Annotated in this window: 21 protein-coding genes; 18 read left to right on the forward strand and 3 right to left on the reverse strand. The window is 66.0% G+C overall.

Annotation, left to right across the window (positions count from 1 at the left end; translation table 11 throughout):
* Window positions 1-37 precede the first annotated feature (37 nt).
* The 18 genes from fabD to nagZ all read left to right on the forward strand — a co-directional run bounded on the left by fabD (window position 38) and on the right by nagZ (window position 16,661).
* On the forward strand, window positions 38-970 hold the full coding sequence (fabD, locus tag LGM71_RS02780) for an ACP S-malonyltransferase (RefSeq protein ID WP_124623331.1): 933 nt from the start codon (window positions 38-40) through the stop codon (window positions 968-970).
* A gap of 36 nt (window positions 971-1,006) precedes the next feature.
* On the forward strand, window positions 1,007-1,756 hold the full coding sequence (gene fabG / locus LGM71_RS02785) for a 3-oxoacyl-ACP reductase FabG (protein WP_059607041.1): 750 nt from the start codon (window positions 1,007-1,009) through the stop codon (window positions 1,754-1,756).
* 144 nt (window positions 1,757-1,900) lie between these two features.
* Window positions 1,901-2,140 (forward strand): acyl carrier protein, encoded by a 240-nt coding sequence (gene acpP, locus LGM71_RS02790; RefSeq protein WP_004197638.1) that lies wholly within the window; start codon window positions 1,901-1,903, stop codon window positions 2,138-2,140.
* A gap of 162 nt (window positions 2,141-2,302) precedes the next feature.
* Window positions 2,303-3,535, forward strand: coding sequence for a beta-ketoacyl-ACP synthase II (gene fabF, locus LGM71_RS02795; RefSeq protein ID WP_059607043.1), 1,233 nt, complete (start codon window positions 2,303-2,305; stop codon window positions 3,533-3,535).
* Window positions 3,536-3,546: 11 nt separating this feature from the next.
* The gene (locus tag LGM71_RS02800; protein ID WP_124623327.1) at window positions 3,547-4,011 is read left to right on the forward strand and encodes a protein YgfX; all 465 of its coding nucleotides are present in this window, start codon (window positions 3,547-3,549) and stop codon (window positions 4,009-4,011) included.
* A 91-nt stretch (window positions 4,012-4,102) separates the two neighbouring features.
* Window positions 4,103-4,702 (forward strand): RNA polymerase sigma factor RpoE, encoded by a 600-nt coding sequence (gene rpoE, locus LGM71_RS02805; protein WP_006752490.1) that lies wholly within the window; start codon window positions 4,103-4,105, stop codon window positions 4,700-4,702.
* An 88-nt stretch (window positions 4,703-4,790) separates the two neighbouring features.
* On the forward strand, window positions 4,791-5,408 hold the full coding sequence (locus LGM71_RS02810) for a sigma-E factor negative regulatory protein (protein ID WP_059523722.1): 618 nt from the start codon (window positions 4,791-4,793) through the stop codon (window positions 5,406-5,408).
* A gap of 5 nt (window positions 5,409-5,413) precedes the next feature.
* Complete coding sequence (locus LGM71_RS02815) at window positions 5,414-6,466, forward strand: MucB/RseB C-terminal domain-containing protein (protein WP_059607047.1); 1,053 nt, start codon at window positions 5,414-5,416, stop codon at window positions 6,464-6,466.
* A 16-nt stretch (window positions 6,467-6,482) separates the two neighbouring features.
* Entirely contained in the window at window positions 6,483-7,982 is a 1,500-nt protein-coding gene (locus LGM71_RS02820; protein WP_226113944.1) for a DegQ family serine endoprotease, read from the forward strand.
* Between the two features lie 7 nt (window positions 7,983-7,989).
* Entirely contained in the window at window positions 7,990-8,226 is a 237-nt protein-coding gene (locus LGM71_RS02825; protein WP_174906976.1) for a glutaredoxin family protein, read from the forward strand.
* Between the two features lie 217 nt (window positions 8,227-8,443).
* Complete coding sequence (gene lepA, locus LGM71_RS02830; protein ID WP_059607053.1) at window positions 8,444-10,237, forward strand: translation elongation factor 4; 1,794 nt, start codon at window positions 8,444-8,446, stop codon at window positions 10,235-10,237.
* Window positions 10,238-10,253: 16 nt separating this feature from the next.
* On the forward strand, window positions 10,254-11,147 hold the full coding sequence (lepB, locus tag LGM71_RS02835) for a signal peptidase I (protein ID WP_059678698.1): 894 nt from the start codon (window positions 10,254-10,256) through the stop codon (window positions 11,145-11,147).
* Window positions 11,148-11,300: 153 nt separating this feature from the next.
* Complete coding sequence (rnc, locus tag LGM71_RS02840) at window positions 11,301-12,548, forward strand: ribonuclease III (protein ID WP_151048374.1); 1,248 nt, start codon at window positions 11,301-11,303, stop codon at window positions 12,546-12,548.
* A gap of 60 nt (window positions 12,549-12,608) precedes the next feature.
* Window positions 12,609-13,508 (forward strand): GTPase Era, encoded by a 900-nt coding sequence (era, locus tag LGM71_RS02845; RefSeq protein WP_059607060.1) that lies wholly within the window; start codon window positions 12,609-12,611, stop codon window positions 13,506-13,508.
* The gene (gene recO, locus LGM71_RS02850) at window positions 13,495-14,334 is read left to right on the forward strand and encodes a DNA repair protein RecO (protein WP_014897645.1); all 840 of its coding nucleotides are present in this window, start codon (window positions 13,495-13,497) and stop codon (window positions 14,332-14,334) included. Before era ends, recO begins: the two co-directional genes overlap by 14 nt.
* Window positions 14,331-15,107: a pyridoxine 5'-phosphate synthase gene (gene pdxJ, locus LGM71_RS02855; protein WP_226113946.1), complete on the forward strand. Its 777-nt coding sequence runs from the start codon at window positions 14,331-14,333 to the stop codon at window positions 15,105-15,107. The genes recO and pdxJ overlap by 4 nt, the downstream gene beginning before the upstream one ends.
* A 69-nt stretch (window positions 15,108-15,176) precedes the next feature.
* Window positions 15,177-15,617 carry a holo-ACP synthase gene (gene acpS, locus LGM71_RS02860; protein WP_124902108.1) on the forward strand — a complete coding sequence of 147 codons (441 nt, stop codon included), beginning with the start codon at window positions 15,177-15,179 and terminating at the stop codon, window positions 15,615-15,617.
* A 15-nt stretch (window positions 15,618-15,632) separates the two neighbouring features.
* Complete coding sequence (gene nagZ / locus LGM71_RS02865; protein WP_226113948.1) at window positions 15,633-16,661, forward strand: beta-N-acetylhexosaminidase; 1,029 nt, start codon at window positions 15,633-15,635, stop codon at window positions 16,659-16,661.
* A gap of 166 nt (window positions 16,662-16,827) precedes the next feature.
* Here the strand turns inward: nagZ and LGM71_RS02870 are convergent, their stop codons facing one another.
* The 3 genes from LGM71_RS02870 to earP all read right to left on the reverse strand — a co-directional run bounded on the left by LGM71_RS02870 (window position 16,828) and on the right by earP (window position 20,368).
* Window positions 16,828-18,213, reverse strand: a complete 1,386-nt coding sequence (locus LGM71_RS02870) for a sigma-54-dependent transcriptional regulator (RefSeq protein ID WP_124623316.1) — start codon at window positions 18,211-18,213, stop codon at window positions 16,828-16,830.
* A 271-nt stretch (window positions 18,214-18,484) separates the two neighbouring features.
* Window positions 18,485-19,042, reverse strand: coding sequence for an elongation factor P (efp, locus tag LGM71_RS02875; RefSeq protein WP_059607070.1), 558 nt, complete (start codon window positions 19,040-19,042; stop codon window positions 18,485-18,487).
* A gap of 138 nt (window positions 19,043-19,180) precedes the next feature.
* The gene (earP, locus tag LGM71_RS02880) at window positions 19,181-20,368 is read right to left on the reverse strand and encodes an elongation factor P maturation arginine rhamnosyltransferase EarP (RefSeq protein WP_226113950.1); all 1,188 of its coding nucleotides are present in this window, start codon (window positions 20,366-20,368) and stop codon (window positions 19,181-19,183) included.
* Window positions 20,369-20,416: the final 48 nt, after the last annotated feature.

The raw sequence follows: 20,416 nt of genomic DNA on the forward strand, positions 1-20,416 counted from the left end.
CGCGCGCGCCGTCCGAATCGATTCAATTGGGGACGATATGAAATTTGCATTCGTTTTTCCGGGGCAGGGCTCGCAGTCGGTCGGCATGCTCAACGCATTCGCCGATCTGGCCGTCGTGCGCGAGACGCTTCAGGAAGCATCCGATGCACTCAATCAGGATCTCGGCAAGCTGATCGCCGAAGGTCCGGCCGAAGAACTGAATCTGACCACCAACACGCAGCCCGTGATGCTGACGGCCGCCTACGCGTGCTACCGCGCATGGCAGCAGGCCGGCGGCCCGGCCCCGTCGATCGTCGCGGGCCACAGCCTCGGCGAATACACGGCGCTCGTCGCCGCGGGCGCGATCGCGTTCAAGGACGCGGTGCCGCTCGTGCGCTTCCGGGCGCAGGCGATGCAGACGGCCGTGCCGGTCGGCGAGGGCGGCATGGCCGCGATCCTGGGTCTCGATGACGACACGGTGCGCGCGGTGTGTGTCGAAGCCGCGCAAGCGGGCGTCGTCGAAGCCGTGAACTTCAACGCTCCGGCGCAGGTCGTGATCGCGGGCGCGAAGGCGGCCGTCGAGAAAGCCTGCGAGATCGCGAAGGCGAAGGGCGCGAAGCGCGCGTTGCCGCTGCCCGTGTCGGCGCCGTTCCATTCGTCGCTGCTCAAGCCGGCGTCGGACCAGTTGCGCGACTATCTCGCGAACGTCGACGTGAAGGCGCCGCAGATTCCGGTCGTCAACAATATCGACGTCGCGGTGACCAGCGATCCGGCCGCGATCAAGGACGCGCTGGTGCGCCAGGCCGCAGGCCCGGTGCGCTGGGTCGAATGCGTGCAGCACATCGCGGGCACGGGCGTCACGCACGTGATCGAATGCGGTCCGGGTAAGGTGCTGTCGGGCCTGACGAAGCGCATCGACGGCAACCTGGTCGGCGCATCGGTGTTCGATCCGGCTTCGCTCGACGAAGCACTGAAGCTGGCGACCGCCTGACGCGGCGCCTTTCCTCAAGAGACGGATATTCGATTCATGGAAAAGACTCTCGATAAACAGGTTGCGATCGTGACCGGCGCGTCTCGCGGCATCGGCCGGGCGATCGCGCTCGAACTCGCGCGCCTGGGCGCGACGGTGATCGGCACGGCGACGAGCGAATCGGGCGCCGCCGCGATTACCGCAGGGTTCGCGGAAGCGGGCGTGACGGGCCGCGGCGCGGTGCTGAACGTCAACGACGCGGCGGCGGCCGAAGCGCTGATCGACGCGACCGTGAAGGAATTCGGCGCGCTCCACGTGCTCGTCAACAACGCCGGGATCACGCAGGACCAGCTCGCGATGCGGATGAAGGACGAGGACTGGGACGCGGTGATCGACACCAACCTGAAGTCGGTGTTCCGCCTGTCGCGTGCAGTGCTGCGCCCGATGATGAAGGCCCGCGGCGGCCGTATCATCAACATCACGTCGGTGGTCGGTTCGGCCGGCAACCCGGGGCAGGTCAACTATGCTGCCGCGAAGGCCGGCGTCGCGGGCATGACCCGTGCGCTCGCGCGCGAGATCGGCAGCCGCGGCATCACGGTGAACTGCGTCGCGCCGGGCTTCATCGACACCGACATGACGAAGACGCTGCCGGAAGAACAGCAGACCGCGCTCAAGACTCAGATTCCGCTCGGCCGCCTCGGCAGCCCGGAAGACATTGCCCATGCCGTCGCGTTCCTCGCATCGCCGCAGGCCGGTTACATCACCGGCACGACGCTGCACGTGAACGGCGGCATGTACATGTCGTAACGGTTTTCGTTTACCATCCGCGCCGTATCCCGTTTTTCAGGCGGATAGGCGCTTGATCGACCATCAAGCCAACGCGCGTTTTGGCGTCAGCAAACCTGATAAAATGCGCGCACTTGTAAATCTGAACTTTCCCTCGGAGGGGTAATGGATAACATCGAACAACGTGTCAAGAAGATCGTCGCTGAGCAACTGGGCGTCGCAGAAGCCGAGATCAAGAACGAAGCATCGTTCGTGAACGACCTGGGCGCGGACTCGCTCGACACGGTCGAACTGGTGATGGCGCTCGAAGACGAGTTCGGCATGGAAATCCCGGACGAAGAAGCAGAGAAGATCACGACCGTTCAGCAAGCGATCGACTACGCTCGCGCAAACGTCAAGGCGTAAGCGCCTTTCGCGCTTGTCTGCCACGTCGCCGCGATCTTCGCGTTTGACGCGCCATCCTGCCGGCAACCGCGCCGGACGGACTAACAGCCACAGGGCTCGCAGGGCTGGTTCCTGTGGCCACTGTGGCTTTTGTTTTTGTCATCCAATGGAAAAGAGGTTACCGTGAGCCGCCGTCGTGTTGTCGTTACAGGCCTGGGGCTGATTTCGCCTGTTGGCAATAATGTTGCCGACGGCTGGGCCAATCTCGTCGCCGGCAGGTCCGGCATCGCCACCGTCACGAAGTTCGATCCGTCGAACCTTGCCGTGCATTTCGCGGGTGAGGTGAAGGGTTTCAGCGCCGAGGAGTACATTCCGGCGAAGGAAGCCCGCAACATGGATACGTTCATCCATTACGGCATCGCAGCCGGCGTCCAGGCAATCCGGGACAGCGGCCTCGAAGTGAACGAAGCCAATGCGGAACGCATCGGCGTGCTGGTCGGCTCCGGCATCGGCGGCCTGCCGATGATCGAAGACACGCACCAGACCTACGTCGATCGCGGCGCGCGCCGGATCTCGCCGTTCTTCGTGCCGGGTTCGATCATCAACATGATCTCGGGTCACCTGAGCATCATGTTCGGCCTGAAGGGCCCGAACCTCGCGGTCGTGACGGCCTGCACGACCGGTCTGCACAGCATCGGCCTCGCGGCGCGCCTGATCCAGGCCGGCGATGCCGACGTGATGGTCGCGGGCGGCGCCGAATCGACGGTGTCGCCGCTCGGCATCGGCGGCTTCGCGGCCGCGCGTGCGCTGTCGACCCGTAACGACGATCCGGCCACCGCGTCCCGTCCGTGGGACAAGGACCGCGACGGCTTCGTGCTCGGCGAGGGTGCAGGCGTCATGGTGCTCGAGGAATACGAGGCGGCGAAGGCGCGCGGCGCGAAGATCTATGCGGAAGTCTCGGGCTTCGGCATGACGGGCGATGCGTACCACATGACCGCGCCGAACATGGACGGTCCGCGCCGCTGCATGGTTGCGGCACTGCGCGACGCCGGCGTGAACGCGGACGAGGTGCAGTACCTGAACGCGCACGGCACGTCGACGCCGCTCGGCGACAAGAACGAGTCCGACGCGGTGAAGGCAGCCTTCGGCGAGCATGCGTACAAGCTCGTCGTGAACTCGACGAAGTCGATGACGGGCCACCTGCTGGGTGGCGCGGGCGGTCTCGAGTCGGTGTTCACGGTGCTGGCGCTGCACAACAACGTGTCGCCGCCGACCATCAACATCTTCAACCAGGACCCCGAGTGCGATCTCGATTACTGCGCGAACACCGCGCGTGACATGAAGATCGACGTTGCCGTGAAGAACAACTTCGGCTTCGGCGGTACCAACGGCACGCTGGTGTTCAAGCGCGTCTGACGCCGAATCGCTTGACGAGTCCATTCGATGCTCCGGCCGGGCGTCCGCAGCGCTTTGCGTTGCGGGCCTCGGCCGTGTCGTATGTCGTGCTGGCCGTGTTCGTCGCGGCGGCTGCCGCGTCCGCGTACCTGTTCTGGGCGCCGCGGGCCGGTGCTGCTGCCGGCGCGTGCGTGTCCGCGGCGACGGCTGCGCTGCTTGCCGTGTGTGCCGCGCGGGCCTGTGCCCGTCGGCTGCCGGCCGAACTGCGGATCGATGCATTCGGGGAGATTGCGGCGTTTGGCCGCACCGGGCGCTTGCTGGCCCGGGGCCGCGTGACCGGCCATGCACACTGGAGCAGCCTGCTGCTCGTGCTGTCGGTCGGGCAGGGCGCCCGGCGCGCCCGGCCGCTGCTGATCCCGGCGGATGCGCTCGATGCCGCGTCGTTCAGCGCGCTGTCCGTGCTGGCGCGTACCGCGGGCACGGCGGGGCGGGCATGACGGTGGCGCAGTTACCGACCGTAACCAGCGCCCGGCGCCGGAACGCTACAATAACGCTCCGCGTTGCATCCCTAGTTAACGGATTTGTCAGGTGAGTGAAAAAGAAATCGATCAGGCTCTGGTCGAGCGCGTACAGAAAGGCGACAAGGCAGCGTTCGAACTCCTGGTCTCCAAATACCACCGCAAGATCATTCGGTTGATCTCGCGCCTCGTGCGGGATCCCGCCGAGGTCGAGGATGTGGCCCAGGACGCGTTCATCAAGGCGTATCGTGCGCTGCCGCAATTTCGCGGCGAGTCGGCGTTCTACACGTGGTTGTACCGGATTGCCGTCAATACGGCGAAGAACTACCTTGCGACGCAGGGCCGCCGGGCACCGACCTCCACCGAGGCCGATGCCGAGGAAGCGGAAACTTTCTCCGACGCAGACCAACTAAGGGATATCAACACGCCTGAGTCGATGTTGATGAGCAAGCAGATTGCCGAGACGGTCAACGCTGCAATGGCCGTCCTGCCCGAAGAACTGCGCCAGGCGATCACGCTGCGCGAGATCGAGGGCCTGAGCTACGAAGAGATCGCGGAAATGATGGATTGTCCGATTGGGACGGTCCGGTCGCGGATCTTCCGGGCGCGCGAGGCAATTGCTGCGAAATTGCGTCCGCTGCTCGATACGCCCGAAGGCAAGCGCTGGTAAGCGCGACGGGCGCAACGAAGCGGGTCGGGGTCTAGTTACGGATAGAGTCGTGAAGTCACGACGGGGTGTGTGCAAGATGGGGAGCATCATGGGGTCGGTCAATACGCAGTCGCAAGCGTGCTCGCGCGGCGAGCGCCTTTCCGCTCTGGTCGACGGTGAACTGTTCGACGGCCCGGATCACGGGCAGTTTCTGGCTGAGCTCGACCGCGCGGATCGCGCTGCGTGGGCCCATTACCACCTGATCGGCGATGCGCTGCGCTCGGACGAGCTCGCGCTGTCGCCCGCGCTGAGCGTCGCGTTCACCGCGCGCATGTCGGCCGCGCTCGAAAGCGAGCCGCACCTGCTCGCGCCGGCCGCCGCGCCGGTCGCGCGCAAACTGCTGTCGCTGCGCCGGCGAGTCGTGCCCGCGTTCGCGGTGGCCGCCGCGGCCGCCACGCTGACGTGGATCGTCGTCCCGCAGATGCAGACGGCCGGCGCGCCGGGCGCCGTCCAGGTCGCATCGACAGGCGCACCGCAGAACGGCAACCTGCAGCGCGTGACGGTTGCGCAGGCATCGGCGCAGCCGGGTCTGCAGGACGTCAACATCATCCGCGACGCAAGTCTCGACCAATACCTTGAAGCGCACCAGCAATTCGCGCAGCAGCCCGTCGTCACGGGCTCGATGCCGCTGATCCGCGCTGCCGTGACCACCACGCCAGGCCAATAAACCCGATGCGGACATTGCAGTTGAATCACGCCATCTCCGGATGGAAGCGGCTGCCGGCCCTCCTGCTTTGCGCAGCCGCCCTGTTGTCCGTCCAATCCCTCACAGCCAGCGCCCAGCAACCGGACGATCCCGTCGCGACCCGCAAGGGTGCGGCGGATTGGCTCGATCGCATCCAGCAGGCGGCGCAGCAGCAGAGCTACGAGGGTACGTTCGTCTACCAGCGCGGCGGCTATGTCCAGTCGTCGCGTATCGCGCACGTGGCGTCCCGCGACGGCGAGTTCGAGCGGATCGAATCGCTCGACGGCAAGCCGCGCAAGGTTCTGCGGCACAACGACGAGTTGTACACGTTCGTTCCCGAGCGCAAGTTGTGCGTGGTCGAGCGCCGCCAGACGCGCGATTCGTTCCCTGCATTGCTCGGCGCGGGCGGCGAGCACGTGATGTCCGTTTATGACGCGAAGCTGCTCGGCAAGGACCGTGTGGCCGGAGTCGATGCGCAAGTGGTCGAACTCGTACCGAAGGATGCGTACCGGTTCACGTACAAGCTGTGGGCCGACACCCGCACCGGGCTGCTGCTGCGTTCGCAGACGCTCGATGCGAGCGATCACGTGCTCGAGCAGGTCGCATTTTCGCAAGTGCAGACAGGCGGCACGGCCGGCGACAAATCCGCGATTGCGGCCGGCATGCGCAACCTGAGCGGCTGGACGGTCGTCCGCCCGCCGGTCGCGACGGTCGACATGGAAGCGCAGGGCTGGCAGATCGCACCGACCATCGCCGGATTCCGGAAGATTCGCGAGGTGCGCCGCCCGATGGCCGCGCGCGACGCCGGTGATCCGCCGATTCCGGTCGATCAGGCCGTCTTCACCGACGGCCTCGCGACGATCTCCGTCTTCATCGAGCCGGCCGAAAAGAACACGCGCAAGGAAGGTGCGGGCAGCACCGGCGCGACCCACGTGCTCGTGAAGCGTCGCGGCGACTACTGGATCACCGTGCTCGGCGAAGTGCCGCCGGCCACGTTGCAGCAGTTCGCGTCTGCCATAGAATACAAGGCTTCCAAGTAACGCTACGGCTTTCGACATGACGAAACTCACGCTGCGCAAAGTGTTCGCGGCGGCGGTGCTGTTTGCCTGCCTGCCGCTTGCCTCGCATACCGCTGCCGCTGTCACGCCTCCTGCAGCCAGCCTTCCCGACTTCGCCGATCTGGTCGAGAAGGTCGGGCCGGCTGTCGTGAACATCCGGACCACCGCGAACGTGCCGACGCCCGGGCCGCGCGGCGTGCTCCCGCCGGGCTTCGACAACGGCGACATGTCGGAATTCTTCCGGCGCTTCTTCGGCATTCCGCTGCCGCAGGCGCCCGGTGGCGGCAACGGCAATGGCAACCCGAAAAACGCGCCGGCGCCAGACAATCCGCCCGACACCGAGCAGAACCGTGGCGTCGGTTCGGGCTTCATCGTGTCGGCGGACGGCTATGTGATGACCAACGCGCACGTCGTCGACGACGCTGACACCATCTACGTGACGTTGACCGACAAGCGCGAATTCAAGGCGAAACTGGTCGGCGTCGACGACCGCACGGACGTCGCGGTCGTCAAGATCCAGGCGTCGAATCTGCCGGTCGTCGCGATCGGCGATTCGAACAAGGTGCGCGTCGGCGAGTGGGTCGTCGCGATCGGCTCGCCGTTCGGCCTCGACAACACCGTGACGGCCGGCATCGTGAGTTCGAAGAGCCGCAACACGGGCGATTACCTGCCGTTCATCCAGACCGACGTCGCGGTGAACCCCGGCAACTCGGGCGGCCCGCTGATCAACATGCAGGGCGAGGTGATCGGCATCAACTCGCAGATCTACAGCCGCACCGGCGGTTTCATGGGCATTTCGTTCGCGATCCCGATCGACGAGGCGATGCGCGTGGCAGACCAGCTGAAGGCGACCGGCAAGGTCACGCGCGGTCGCATCGCGGTGGCGATCGGCGAAGTGACGAAGGACGTGGCCGACTCGATCGGGCTGCCGAAGGCGGAAGGCGCGCTCGTCAGCAGCGTCGAGCCGGGCGGTCCGGCCGACAAGGCGGGCATTCAGCCGGGTGACATCATCCTGAAGTTCAACGGCCGGCCGGTCGATGCGGCGTCGGATCTGCCGCGCATGGTCGGCGACACGAAGCCGGGCACCAAGGCGACCGTCAGCGTGTGGCGCAAGGGTCAGGCGCGTGATGTGCCGATCACGATCGCCGAGACGCCGGCGGAGACGACGGCGAAGGCCGAGCAGCGCAAGAATGTGCCGCAGAAGCCGCGCCAGGCCAATTCACTCGGCTTGACGGTCAGCGACCTTTCGGCTGACCAGCTGAAGTCGCTGAAGCTGAAGAATGGCGTGCAGATCGACGGCGTCGACGGTCCGGCGGCCCGTGCGGGCTTGCAGCGCGGCGACATCGTGCTGCGCGTCGGCGACACCGACATCACGAGCGCGAAGCAGTTCGCCGACGTGACCGCGCAGTTGGATCCGCAGAAGGCGGTCGCGGTGCTCGTGCGGCGCGGCGACAACACGCAGTTCGTGCCGGTGCGCCCGCGCCCGATCCAGAAGTAACGCGCCGATGTTCACGCTCTACGGCCGCGGCTGGTGCCATCTGTGCGACGACATGCGCGATGCGCTGGCGCCCGTGGCGGCCGAGTTCGGCGTTGCCGTCGACTACGTCGACATCGACGCCGATCCGGCGCTCGTCGCCCGTTACGACGAGGACGTGCCGGTGCTGTTGCTGGACGGCACGGAGGTGTGCCGCCACCGGTTCGACGAGGCGAGGGTGCGCGGCGCGCTAACGGCGCGGCGCTGAATCTGGCCCCGCCGCCGGCCGCGCCCTGCGCGGAGTTTCGGTGCGAGTCTACCCGCCAAGGCCTCCGGCAGGGTGCCCTGACCGGGCGTCCTCGACCAGACGTCCCAAATTACCGCCCGGCAAAGGCCTTTTCGGCTAAAATAAGCCGTTTTTTCACCGACTTACAAGGCGTGCTCCGCAGTCGTCGAGCGCGCCTTTTTCGCTTGATCGGCACTGAATGGATCATATTCGCAATTTCTCGATCATCGCGCACATCGACCATGGCAAGTCGACGCTCGCGGATCGCATCATCCAGGTATGCGGCGGCCTCGCCGACCGTGAAATGGAAGCGCAGGTGCTCGATTCGATGGATATCGAGCGCGAACGCGGCATCACGATCAAGGCGCAGACGGCGGCACTGTCCTATCGCGCCCGCGACGGCAAGGTCTACAACCTCAACCTGATCGATACGCCGGGGCACGTCGACTTCTCGTACGAGGTCAGCCGTTCGCTGTCCGCGTGCGAAGGTGCGCTGCTCGTGGTCGACGCGAGCCAGGGCGTCGAGGCGCAGACGGTCGCGAACTGCTACACGGCGATCGAGCTCGGCGTCGAGGTCGTGCCGGTGCTGAACAAGATCGACCTGCCGGCGGCGAACCCCGAGAACGCGATCGAGGAGATCGAGGACGTGATCGGCATCGACGCGACCGACGCGACGCGCTGCAGCGCGAAGACGGGGCTCGGCGTCGAGGACGTGCTCGAAGCGCTGATCGCGAAGGTGCCGCCGCCGAAGGGCGATCCGGCCGCGCCGCTGCAGGCGCTGATCATCGATTCGTGGTTCGACAACTACGTCGGCGTCGTGATGCTCGTGCGCATCGTCAACGGCACGCTGCGCCCGAAGGACAAGATCAAGATGATGGCGACCGGCGCGCAGTATCCGGTCGAGCACGTCGGGGTATTCACGCCGAAGTCGCGCAATCTCGAATCGCTGTCGGCCGGGCAGGTGGGCTTCATCATCGCCGGCATCAAGGAACTGACGGCCGCGAAGGTCGGTGATACCGTCACTCACGTGACCAAGGCCGCCACCGAGCCGCTGCCGGGTTTCAAGGAAGTGAAGCCGCAGGTGTTCGCGGGCCTCTATCCGGTCGAGGCGAACCAGTACGACGCGCTGCGCGAGTCGCTCGAGAAGCTGAAGCTCAACGACGCATCGCTGCAGTACGAGCCGGAAGTGTCGCAGGCGCTCGGCTTCGGTTTCCGCTGCGGCTTCCTCGGGCTGCTGCACATGGAAATCGTGCAGGAGCGGCTCGAGCGCGAATTCGACATGGATCTCATCACGACCGCGCCGACGGTCGTCTACGAGGTCGTGCAGAGCGACGGCTCGACGATCATGGTCGAGAACCCGGCAAAGATGCCGGAGCCCGGCCGCATCGCCGAAGTTCGCGAGCCGATCGTCACCGTGAACCTGTACATGCCGCAGGACTACGTCGGGTCCGTGATCACGTTGTGCGAGCAGAAGCGCGGCTCGCAGATCAACATGCAGTATCACGGCCGCCAGGTGCAGCTCACGTACGAAATCCCGATGGCCGAAATCGTGCTCGACTTCTTCGATCGGCTGAAGTCGGTGTCGCGCGGTTATGCGTCGATGGATTACGAGTTCAAGGAATACCGCACGTCGGACGTCGTGAAGGTCGACATGCTGATCAACGGCGACAAGGTCGATGCGCTGTCGATCATCGTGCACCGCTCGCAGTCGCAGTATCGCGGCCGTGAAGTGGCCGCGAAGATGCGCGAGATCATTCCGCGCCAGATGTACGACGTGGCGATCCAGGCCGCGATCGGTGCGCACATCGTCGCGCGCGAGAACATCAAGGCACTCCGCAAGAACGTGCTCGCGAAGTGCTACGGCGGCGACATCACGCGAAAGAAGAAACTGCTCGAGAAGCAGAAAGAAGGTAAGAAACGCATGAAGCAGGTGGGTTCGGTCGAGATCCCGCAGGAAGCGTTCCTCGCGATCTTGCGCGTCGAAGACAAATAACAGGACTGATCCTTTTATGAATTTTGCGTTGATTCTTTTTGTGCTCGTCGTCGTGACGGGCGTAGCGTGGGTGTTGGACAAACTGGTGTTCCTGCCGCGGCGACGCAAGGCGGCCGATGCGGCGATCGAGGAGTTCGATCGCCAGCAGTCGCGCATCGACAAGCGTTTCGCGGACGAAAACGCGGGGCAGACGCGTTCGAAGCTGCGCGACGAAAAGCTGCGTCAGCCGTGGTGGCTCGAGTACACCGCGAGCTTCTTCCCGGTGATCCTGGCCGTATTCGTCGTGCGTTCGTTCGTCGTCGAGCCGTTCAAGATCCCGTCGGGCTCGATGGTGCCGACGCTGCTGGTCGGCGACTTCATCCTCGTCAACAAGTTCGAATACGGCCTGCGCATGCCGATCACGAACACGAAGATCACGCAGGGCAGCCCGCTGTCGCGCGGCGACGTCGTCGTGTTCCGTTATCCGAAGGACGAGTCGGTCGACTACATCAAGCGCGTGATCGGCCTGCCGGGCGACACGGTCGCTTACCAGGACAAGCAACTGACGATCAACGGCCAGCCGGTGCCCGAAACGCCGCTGCCGGATTTCTTCGACGACGAGCGCCAGAACTACGCAAAGCAGTTCGAGGAAACGATCGGCAACAAGAAGAACGCGATCCTCAACAACCCGGCCGTGCCGCCGTTCGTGATGGGCGCTTACGATTATCCGTATCGCGACAACTGCACGTACAACAGCCGCGGCGTGATCTGCAAGGTGCCGCCGGGCCACTACTTCATGATGGGCGACAACCGCGACAACAGCGCCGACAGCCGCTACTGGGGTTTCGTGCCGGACAACAACATCGTCGGCCGCGCGTTCTTCATCTGGATGAACTTCGGCGACCTGAAGCGCATCGGTTCCTTCAACTGATCGCGTTCGACTCGCACGCAATACGCGACGCACGGGCCGCGTCGCGTATTGCCGAACTAGTTTAAGAACCGGCGGTAACACCGCCTCGTCACGCCTTTTCGCGTCCGGCCGTGCCGTTTCGGCCCGACCGGCGCCCGCGTTATACTCCTGCACATGCCCCTATCCCAGTTGGAAAGCCGGCTGCGCTACGAATTTCGCAATGCGGAATTATTGCGCCAGGCTTTGACCCATCGCAGTCACAGTGCCACGCACAATGAACGGCTCGAGTTTCTCGGCGATTCCGTTCTGAATTGCGCGGTGGCCGCCCTTTTGTTCCAGCGTTTCAGCAAGCTGGACGAAGGCGATCTGTCGCGCGTGCGCGCCAACCTCGTCAAGCAGCAGTCGCTCTACGAAATCGCTCAGGCCCTGAATATTTCGGAAGGGCTGCGGCTGGGCGAGGGCGAATTGCGCAGCGGCGGCTTCCGTCGCCCGTCGATCCTCGCGGACGCGTTCGAAGCCATCATCGGGGCGGTATTCCTCGATGGCGGCTTCGAAGCCGCCCAAGGGGTCATCAAGCGCCTCTATATCCCGATTCTCGACCACATCGATCCGCGCACGCTCGGCAAGGATGCGAAGACGCTGCTGCAGGAGTACCTGCAGGGGCACAAGATCGCGCTACCGACCTATACGGTCGTCGCGACTCATGGTGCGGCGCACAATCAGCAGTTCGAGGTCGAGTGCACGGTGCCGAAGCTCGACGTGAAGGTGTCAGGCTCCGGCGCGAGCCGGCGGGCGGCCGAGCAGGCTGCCGCGAAGAAGGCGCTCGACGAGGTGCTGGCGGCCGCGCCGATGCTGGCCGCGAAGCCGAAGCGTTCGAAGAACGCACGCGGGTCGAAGCACGTCGAGCCTGAAATCGTGCCGGGCGTGAAGGGCGTGCAGGAAGCACTCGACCTGCGTTCGCCGGAACGAAAGGAGCGTGCGACGACGCGCGACGCGAAGGCGCCTGCTGCCGGGTCGGCAGCGACCGACGCCGGCGCACACACGACCGAGCGGCCGACGCAGGCGCCGATGGCCGCGATTCGCGCGGCGCATGTGGAAACGGCCACGGACAAGGCCGACCGGCCCCCGAAGCCGATGGCCGACAAGCCGGCCGACAAGGCGTCTGAGAAGCCGTCGGATCGCAACGAAGCCGGCTCGCGCGCGACGGACAAGCACGCGGAAGCCGCACCCCGTGCAGCCGACAAGCAGGCGGGCCAGGCGGCCGATCCGGCCGCGTCCACCGACAAGCCCGCTGCCGGTTCAGACGCCGCTTCGCGTGCAACGTCGCGCGCCCGCGACGCCGCGGCGCCCGGCACCGAGACGCCGCAGGGTGGCGCAAGCCTCGCTGCCGCGCAGGCGCGCGTGGCCGATGCCGACCACTGAATTGCCCCTCGATCGTGCCGCGCGCCGCGCGGCCGTTTCCGAACCTGTCTCTCAAACGATATGAACACTCCCGCTCCTACCGGTTTCCGTTGCGGCATGATCGCGATCGTGGGCCGCCCGAACGTCGGCAAGTCGACGTTGATGAACGCACTCGTCGGCCAGAAGATCAGCATCACGTCGCGCAAGGCGCAAACGACCCGCCATCGCATCACCGGCATCAACACGTTCGACGACGCGCAATTCGTGTTCGTCGACACGCCGGGCTTTCAGACCCGTCACAGCACCGCGCTGAACCGCTCGCTGAACCGCGCGGTCACGTCGACGCTCACGTCGGTCGACGTGATCCTGTTCGTGATCGAGGCCGGCCGCTTCGGGCCCGACGACCAGAAGGTGCTCGACCTGATCCCGCCCGGCATGCCGACGCTGCTGATCGCGAACAAGATCGATCGTGTGTCCGACAAGGCGACGCTGTTCCCGTTCATGCAACAGATGAGCGGGCTGCGCGAATTCACCGAACTCGTGCCGCTGTCGGCACAGCGGCCGGAAGACATCAAGCGCCTGCTGGACACCATCAAGCCGTACCTGCCGGAAGGCGAGCCGATCTACGGCGAGGACGAACTGACCGACCGCAGCTCGCGCTTCCTTGCGGCCGAAATCCTGCGCGAGAAGGTGTTCCGCTGGACCGGCGACGAACTGCCCTACACGAGCACCGTGCTGATCGACAAGTTCGAGGAGGAAGGGCGCCTGAAGCGTATCTTCGCGACGATCCTCGTCGAGCGCGATTCGCACAAGGCGATGGTGATCGGCAAGAAGGGCGAGAAGCTCAAGCAGATCAGCACCGAGGCGCGGATGGACATGGAGAAGCTGTTCGACGGCCCCGTGTATCTCGAGACCTTCGTGAAGGTGAAGAGCGGGTGGGCCGACAACGAGGCGGGGCTGCGCGCCTATGGGTACGAATGACGCGCTGACGTCGACCGAAGACGCGGTGACCGCCGGCGCGAACGACGCGCCGTTGCCGGCACCGCCCGAACCGCCGCGTCGCAAGGCGCGACGCGCGACGTCTCGCACGTCCGATTTCCGCGTCGCCGAGCAGCCGGCGTTCGTGCTGCACAGCTATCCGTATCGGGAAACGAGCCTGATCATCGACGTGCTTACGCGCGATCACGGCCGCCTCGCGCTCGTCGCGAAGGGCGCGAAGCGCCCGCACTCCGCGCTGCGCGGCGTGCTGCAGACGTTCCAGCCGCTGCTGCTGTCCTGGTCGGGCAAATCCGAAGTACGCACGCTGACGGGTGCCGAGTGGGTCGGCGGGATGCTCCCGCTTGGCGGCGACGGGCTGCTGTGCGGCTTCTACGCGAACGAGCTGCTCGTGAAATTCTGCGCGCGCGAGGATCCGCAGCCGCCGCTCTTCAATCACTACGTGCTGACCCTCACGCGCCTTGCGCACGGCGAGCCTGCGGTGCAGGTGCTGCGCTCGTTCGAGCGCGTGCTGCTGCGCGAGACCGGCTATGCGATGGCGCTGAACCGCACGGTCGCGCGCCGTGCGGTCGAGCCGGATCGCCGCTACGTGTTCGATCCCGAGCGCGGCGTGCGCAATGCGGACGACGACGTACCGTCGCACTGGCCGGTGATTACCGGACAGACGTTGCTCGACATGGAGCAGGACGATTACCATCGAGCCCAGACGGTCGCGCAAAGCAAGACGCTGATGCGCTTCCTGCTGAACACCTATCTCGGCGGTACGCCGCTTGCCACGCGTCAGATCCTGATCGACCTGCAAAACCTATGAGTTTCTTCCTGACAACGCCCACCGCCATCGACCTCGGCGTGAACATCGACCACGTCGCGACGCTGCGCAACGCGCGCGGCACGTCCTATCCCGATCCGATCCGCGCGGCGCTCGCCGCCGAAGAGGCCGGTGCGGACGCGATCACGCTGCATCTGCGCGAGGACCGCCGCCACATCGTCGACGCCGACGTGCGCAAGCTGCGCCCTCTGCTGAAGACGCGGATGAACCTCGAATGCGCGGTGACGGCCGAGATGCTCGACATCGCATGCGAAGTGCGTCCGCACGACGCGTGCCTCGTGCCGGAGAAGCGCGAGGAACTGACGACCGAAGGCGGTCTCGACGTTGCCGGCCGCTTCGAGGCCGTGCGTGCGGCATGCAGGCAGCTCGCCGACGCCCGCGTGCGCGTGTCGCTGTTCATCGATCCGGACGAGACGCAGATCCGTGCCGCGCACGAAGCCGGCGCGCCGGTGGTCGAGCTGCATACCGGCCGCTACGCCGATGCGCACGACGAGGCCGAGCAGCAGCGCGAATACGAGCGCATCGTCGCCGGCGTGCAGGCCGGCGCGCAACTGGGTCTCAAGGTCAACGCCGGCCACGGCCTGCATTACACGAACGTGCAGCAGATCGCCGCGATCGACGGCATCGTCGAACTGAACATCGGCCACGCGATCGTCGCGCACGCGATCTTCGCAGGCTGGGACAACGCGGTGCGCGAGATGAAGGCGATCATGGTCGCCGCACGGGTCGCCGCGCTGCACGGCGGCGCGCGCTGACGATGCGTTGCGTGCGCGCGCGCTTCGCTCGCCGCCCGGCATCGTCCGCACATCACGGCGGGCGTTGAGATGGCGATCTACGGCATCGGCACCGACATCGTCCAGGTGAGCCGCATCGCGGCCGTGCTCGAGCGCACGGGCGGCCGGTTCGCCGAGAAGGTGCTGGGCCCCGACGAGCTGCGCGTGTTCCAGGCTCGCCGTGCGCGCTCGGAGGCGCGCGGCATCGCGTTTCTCGCGACGCGCTTTTCCGCGAAGGAGGCGTTCTCGAAGGCGATCGGGCTCGGCATGCACTGGCCGATGACGTGGCGCGCGCTGCAGACGCTCAACCAGCGCAGCGGCGAGCCGTACGTAGTCGCTTCGGGCGAGCTGGCCGACTGGCTTGCCGCGCGTGGCATCACGGCGCGCGTGACGGTCAGCGACGAACGCGACTACGCGGTGTCGTTCGTGGTCGCCGAAACGGACGCCGCGCCTGGCACTGCACCTGCACCTGTTTCCCGAACCCCCTCCTGACGGAATTCCGATTCGATGAAAACGACTCCCGGCCCGGTCATGCTCGACGTCGTCGGCACGACCCTGTCGCGCGACGATGCGCGGCGCCTCGCGCATCCGAATACCGGCGGCGTGATCCTGTTTGCGCGGCACTTCCAGAATCGTGCGCAACTGACGGCGCTGACCGACTCGATCCGCGCGGTGCGCGAAGACATCCTGATCGCCGTCGATCACGAAGGCGGCCGCGTGCAGCGGTTCCGCACCGACGGCTTCACGGTGCTGCCCGCGATGCGTCGCCTCGGCGAACTGTGGGACCGCGACGTGCTGCTCGCGACGAAGGTCGCGACCGCCGTCGGCTACATCCTGGCCGCCGAACTGCGTGCCTGCGGGATCGACATGAGCTTTACGCCGGTGCTCGATCTCGACTACGGGCACTCGAAGGTGATCGGCGATCGCGCATTCCATCGCGACCCGCGTGTCGTCACGCTGCTCGCGAAGAGCCTGAACCACGGTTTGTCGCTCGCGGGCATGGCGAACTGCGGCAAGCATTTCCCGGGGCACGGCTTCGCGGAAGCCGATTCGCACGTCGCACTGCCGACCGACGACCGGCCGCTCGACGCGATCCTCAAGCAGGACATCGCCCCGTACGACTGGCTCGGCCTGTCACTCTCCGCGGTCATCCCCGCGCACGTGATCTACACGCAGGTCGACAAGCGACCCGCGGGCTTCTCGCGCGTGTGGCTGCAGGACATCCTGCGCGGGCAGCTCGGCTTCACGGGCGCGATCTTCAGCGACGACCTGTCGATGGAGGCGGCACGCGAAGGCGGCACGCTCACGCAGGCGGCTGACGCAGCGCTCGCCGCCGGCTGCGACATGGTGCTCGTCTGCAACCAGCCGGACGCGGCCGAGGTCGTGCTGAACGGGCTGAAGGCCCAGGCGTCGGCCGAGTCGGTGCGGCGCATCAAGCGGATGCGGGCGCGCGGCAAGCCGCTCAAGTGGGACAAGCTGATCGCGCAACCCGAGTATCTGCAGGCGCAGGCGCTGCTGAGCAGCGCGCTGGCGTAAGCGGAGAAGGGCGGCGTGATGTCGTCTTTCCCGTTGTCGAAAGCAAAAAGCCGCGCAGAAGCGCGGCTTTTTGCTTTTCCATCGAGGCGGGGCGAGGCGCAAGGCGACATGGCCTTACGCAACTAACCGTCAACTCCCGCCCGCGCCCCGAACAACTGCGGCGCGGTCAGTTGACCTTCATCCGCTGCAGCTTGTTGTACAGCGTCTTGGGGCTGATGCCGAGCAGCGTCGCCGCCCGATGGCGCGTGCCGCCGACCGCGTCGAGCGTCGCGCGGATCAGCAGGTCCTCGACGTCGGACAGCGGGGTGCCGACCTTGATCTGCACGCTGCTGCCGTTCAGCGCGGCGCCAGCCGCGAAGCTCGCTTCGCCCGCGCGCAGCGTTTCGATGAAATCGCCGGACGCGTCATAGGCGAAACGCACGCGCTCCTGCAATTCGCGCACGTTGCCGGGCCATTCGTAGGACAGGCATTCGCGCACGAAGCCCGGTGCCGCGCGCTTGTCGGTCGTGCTGCGACCGGTGGCGCTCGCTTCGCGGTTGAGTTCGTCGATAAGCGCGTCCGCGATGGCGAGCGCATCACCCTCGCGCTCGCGCAGCGGCGGCATCGTGATCGACGCCGCATCGAGACGCAGCCACAGATCCTCGCGCAGCGTGCCGTTCGCGACCGCCTCGCGGGCCGGGCGGCGCGTGGCCGCGATCAGCCGGAAGTCGCTCGCGATCGAGCTCGTGCCGCCGATCCGCATGAAGTTCTGCGAGTCGAGCGCATGCAGCAGCGCTTCCTGCAGCACGAGCGGCAGTGCGGTGATCTCGTCGAGGAACAGCGTGCCGCCGCCGGCCTGTTCGAACAGGCCCGATTCGCGCCGCTCGGCGCCGTCGAACGCGCCGCGTTCATGGCCGAACAGCACGCTGTCGAGCGACGCTCCGTGACGCCCGGCATGCGCGATCGTGCGGCAGTCGAACGACACGAACGGCCCCTTGCGGCGCCGGCTCAGTTCGTGCAGCGTGCGCGCGGTCAGCTTCTTGCCCGTGCCGGCTTCGCCGGTGAACAGCACGGCCGTTTCGGTGCCGGCGTTGTGCTCGATCATGTCGTACACGTGCTGCATCGCCTCGCTGCGGCCCACCAGCGCGCCGAAACGGCCCAGGTGGCGCAGCGACGCGCGCAGCGTCCGCACTTCGTCGATCAGTTCGTAGGGGCGCGGAATCCGGGCCAGCAGGCTGCGCAGGCGCGGAATGTTGATCGGCTTCAGCAAGTAGTCCCAGATGCCGTGACGCAGGCCTTCGATCGCGCTCTCGACCGTCGCGTTGCCCGTCAGCACGATCACCGGCAGCGAACCGTTCGGCTGCTGCTGCGGCAGATGCTGGAGCAGGTCAAATCCGCTGCCGTCCGGCAGGTTCAGGTCGACCAGGACGACATCGGGAATCGAGCGGCCGAGCGCCGTGCGTGCCTCGGCGAGCGACGTGGCCGTGTCGACCGAGAAGCCGTCCGCGGCGAGCAGGGCGGTCAGGCCGGACAGACTGTTGGGATCGTCTTCGACAATCAGGGCGTGTGGCATGGTGGACGCGAGTCGAGTCAAGAGAGGCGGGCTGTCGGCTGTCGAGCCGGCCGCAGCCGCATGTCAGATTAAAAACTGATTTTATGCCCCGCTGAACGCCTGACGTACATTATTTCTTTGTCGCTATAAAACAGTTACCGATGATACAAATTGAATACCTTTAGTGCTGGATTTTGTATTATCGATGGTGCCGACGCACCGGTGCTGTTGGCGGCAGGCAAACAAAAAGCGCCCCGAAGGGCGCTTTGTTCGATCCGGAAATCGCGAGCGATTACGCGCGGCTGCGATATTCGTTCGTGCGCGTATCGATTTCGATCTTGTCGCCGGTACTGCAGAACAGCGGCACTTGCAGTTCGAAGCCCGTCGCGAGCTTGGCGTTCTTCAGCACCTTGCCCGACGACGTGTCGCCCTTGACGGCCGGTTCCGTGTAGGTGATCTCGCGAACCAGGATCGTCGGCAGTTCGACCGAGATCGCCTTCTCGTTGTAGAACACGACTTCGCAAGCCATGCCGTCTTCGAGGTAGTTCAGCGCTTCGCCCATCATTTCCGCTTCGACTTCGTACTGGTTGTAGTCGGCGTCCATGAACACGTACATCGGATCGGCGAAGTACGAGTACGTCACTTCCTTGCGGTCGAGCACGACGACGTCGAACTTGTCGTCAGCCTTGTAGACCGATTCCTGGCCTGCGTTCGTCAGCAGGTTCTTCATCTTCATCTTGACGACGGCGGCGTTACGGCCCGACTTGTTGTATTCCGTCTTTGCGATGACCCATGCGTCGCTGCCGATCTGCACGACGTTGCCTACGCGGAGTTCCTGTGCGGTCTTCATAAAAAACTGTCCTGATCCAATCAAATAAATAGGTGCCTGAGCGTTGCACAACGGCTGACGGCGCAAGCGGGGGCGTTCCGGTGGGTGCCAAGAGCCCCAAAACGCGAGCGCTTGCGTGGTCAGCCGTCGGATAACCGCTTATTTTAACTGAGATTTTGCGTATTCCGCCAGCTTTCCGGCGAGATCGCCGACGCCCGCCAGCGCGTCGGCCCAGCATGCCGCGTTGGCGTCCAGCGCGGCACGGTGTTGCAGCAAATCGGCCCAATCGGGCGTGTCGCCGCCGTTCCATGCGTGCCAGAAGCGCTCGAGCGCGGCGCGCGGCGCGTCGGCGAGGCCGGCCGACAGGTGCGCGAGCGCGGCGTCGAGCTTCGGCAGGTGCGCGTCGTCGGCCTGCGGGTAGATGTGCCACACGAACGGTTTGCGCGCCCATTGCGCGCGAACGAACGAGTCCTCGCCGCGCACGAAGTTGATGTCGGACACCCACAGCAGCGGGTCATAGTCCGCCTGCGGGACGAACGCGAGCCCGTAAGCGGTCAGGTTGCCGGCGGCCGCGCGCGCGCCGGCGCCGAACGATTCGACCCCGAAGAAACGCGCGACGGCCGGCGATACGCGGCCGGCAGGCACGAGCGCGATGACGGGCGACGGGCCGTCGCGCCACTGCGCGAGCAGCGCATCGACGGCCGGATTTTCATAGGCGAAGAGGCTGACGACGGTCGTACCCGGCGCCGGCGGCGCGTCGCCGATCGCCTGCCGCCACCAGGCGGCGCGCGCTGCCGTGTCGGCTTCGAAGGCCGTGCGGCGCGCGTCGAGGTCGCGTTCCTTCAGCACGCCGCCCGTGCCGGCCGATAGTCCCGGGAAGAAGAACGTCTTCAGCAGCGGGTACCGCGGATGGGGCGACGGCCGCAGATGGAAATCGGCGACCCAGTCCTCGGCGCTCAGGTATTCGAGATTGATCCACACGGGGCGGCGAGCGCGGCGCGCCATCGCCGCGAGATACGCGCCGGGCAGCTCGCACGCGAACGCCTCGATCACGACGTCGGCGATCTCCAGCGCGTCGCCGGCTTCCGCATGCCAGTGTTCGATCACGATGGCGTCGAGCGTCTGCCGTCCGGCATCGGGATCGACCCCCGGCAGCAGACGCGCGAAGGTGCGCAGATCGTCGACGAACAGGCGCACCTGCCAGCCGTGCTCGTGTGCGAGCTGGCGCGCGAGGCGCCAGCACACGCCGATGTCGCCGAAGTTGTCGATCACGGTGCAGAAGAGGTCGCACGCGATCGGTTCGTCGGGTGCGAGCGGCGCATGGGAGGCGGGGGTGGTGCGGGGCATCGAAGCGGACCGGTGAATGCTCTAAACTGGCGATTCTAATGGACCCGT

It is taken from the genome of Burkholderia sp. AU33545 (assembly GCF_020419685.1).
Lineage (GTDB): Bacteria > Pseudomonadota > Gammaproteobacteria > Burkholderiales > Burkholderiaceae > Burkholderia > Burkholderia diffusa.

Excerpts from the sequence above, each read along its gene's own strand:
- fabD (WP_124623331.1), top strand. The coding sequence starts at position 38 with ATGAAATTTGCATTCGTTTTTCCGGGGCAGGGCTCGCAGTCGGTCGGC.
- fabG (WP_059607041.1), top strand. The coding sequence starts at position 1,007 with ATGGAAAAGACTCTCGATAAACAGGTTGCGATCGTGACCGGCGCGTCT.
- acpP (WP_004197638.1), top strand. The coding sequence starts at position 1,901 with ATGGATAACATCGAACAACGTGTCAAGAAGATCGTCGCTGAGCAACTG.
- LGM71_RS02810 (WP_059523722.1), top strand. The coding sequence starts at position 4,791 with ATGGGGTCGGTCAATACGCAGTCGCAAGCGTGCTCGCGCGGCGAGCGC.
- LGM71_RS02815 (WP_059607047.1), top strand. The coding sequence starts at position 5,414 with ATGCGGACATTGCAGTTGAATCACGCCATCTCCGGATGGAAGCGGCTG.
- LGM71_RS02820 (WP_226113944.1), top strand. The coding sequence starts at position 6,483 with ATGACGAAACTCACGCTGCGCAAAGTGTTCGCGGCGGCGGTGCTGTTT.
- LGM71_RS02825 (WP_174906976.1), top strand. The coding sequence starts at position 7,990 with ATGTTCACGCTCTACGGCCGCGGCTGGTGCCATCTGTGCGACGACATG.
- lepA (WP_059607053.1), top strand. The coding sequence starts at position 8,444 with ATGGATCATATTCGCAATTTCTCGATCATCGCGCACATCGACCATGGC.
- lepB (WP_059678698.1), top strand. The coding sequence starts at position 10,254 with ATGAATTTTGCGTTGATTCTTTTTGTGCTCGTCGTCGTGACGGGCGTA.
- rnc (WP_151048374.1), top strand. The coding sequence starts at position 11,301 with ATGCCCCTATCCCAGTTGGAAAGCCGGCTGCGCTACGAATTTCGCAAT.
- era (WP_059607060.1), top strand. The coding sequence starts at position 12,609 with ATGAACACTCCCGCTCCTACCGGTTTCCGTTGCGGCATGATCGCGATC.
- recO (WP_014897645.1), top strand. The coding sequence starts at position 13,495 with ATGGGTACGAATGACGCGCTGACGTCGACCGAAGACGCGGTGACCGCC.
- pdxJ (WP_226113946.1), top strand. The coding sequence starts at position 14,331 with ATGAGTTTCTTCCTGACAACGCCCACCGCCATCGACCTCGGCGTGAAC.
- acpS (WP_124902108.1), top strand. The coding sequence starts at position 15,177 with ATGGCGATCTACGGCATCGGCACCGACATCGTCCAGGTGAGCCGCATC.
- nagZ (WP_226113948.1), top strand. The coding sequence starts at position 15,633 with ATGAAAACGACTCCCGGCCCGGTCATGCTCGACGTCGTCGGCACGACC.
- LGM71_RS02870 (WP_124623316.1), bottom strand. The coding sequence starts at position 18,213 with ATGCCACACGCCCTGATTGTCGAAGACGATCCCAACAGTCTGTCCGGC.
- efp (WP_059607070.1), bottom strand. The coding sequence starts at position 19,042 with ATGAAGACCGCACAGGAACTCCGCGTAGGCAACGTCGTGCAGATCGGC.
- earP (WP_226113950.1), bottom strand. The coding sequence starts at position 20,368 with ATGCCCCGCACCACCCCCGCCTCCCATGCGCCGCTCGCACCCGACGAA.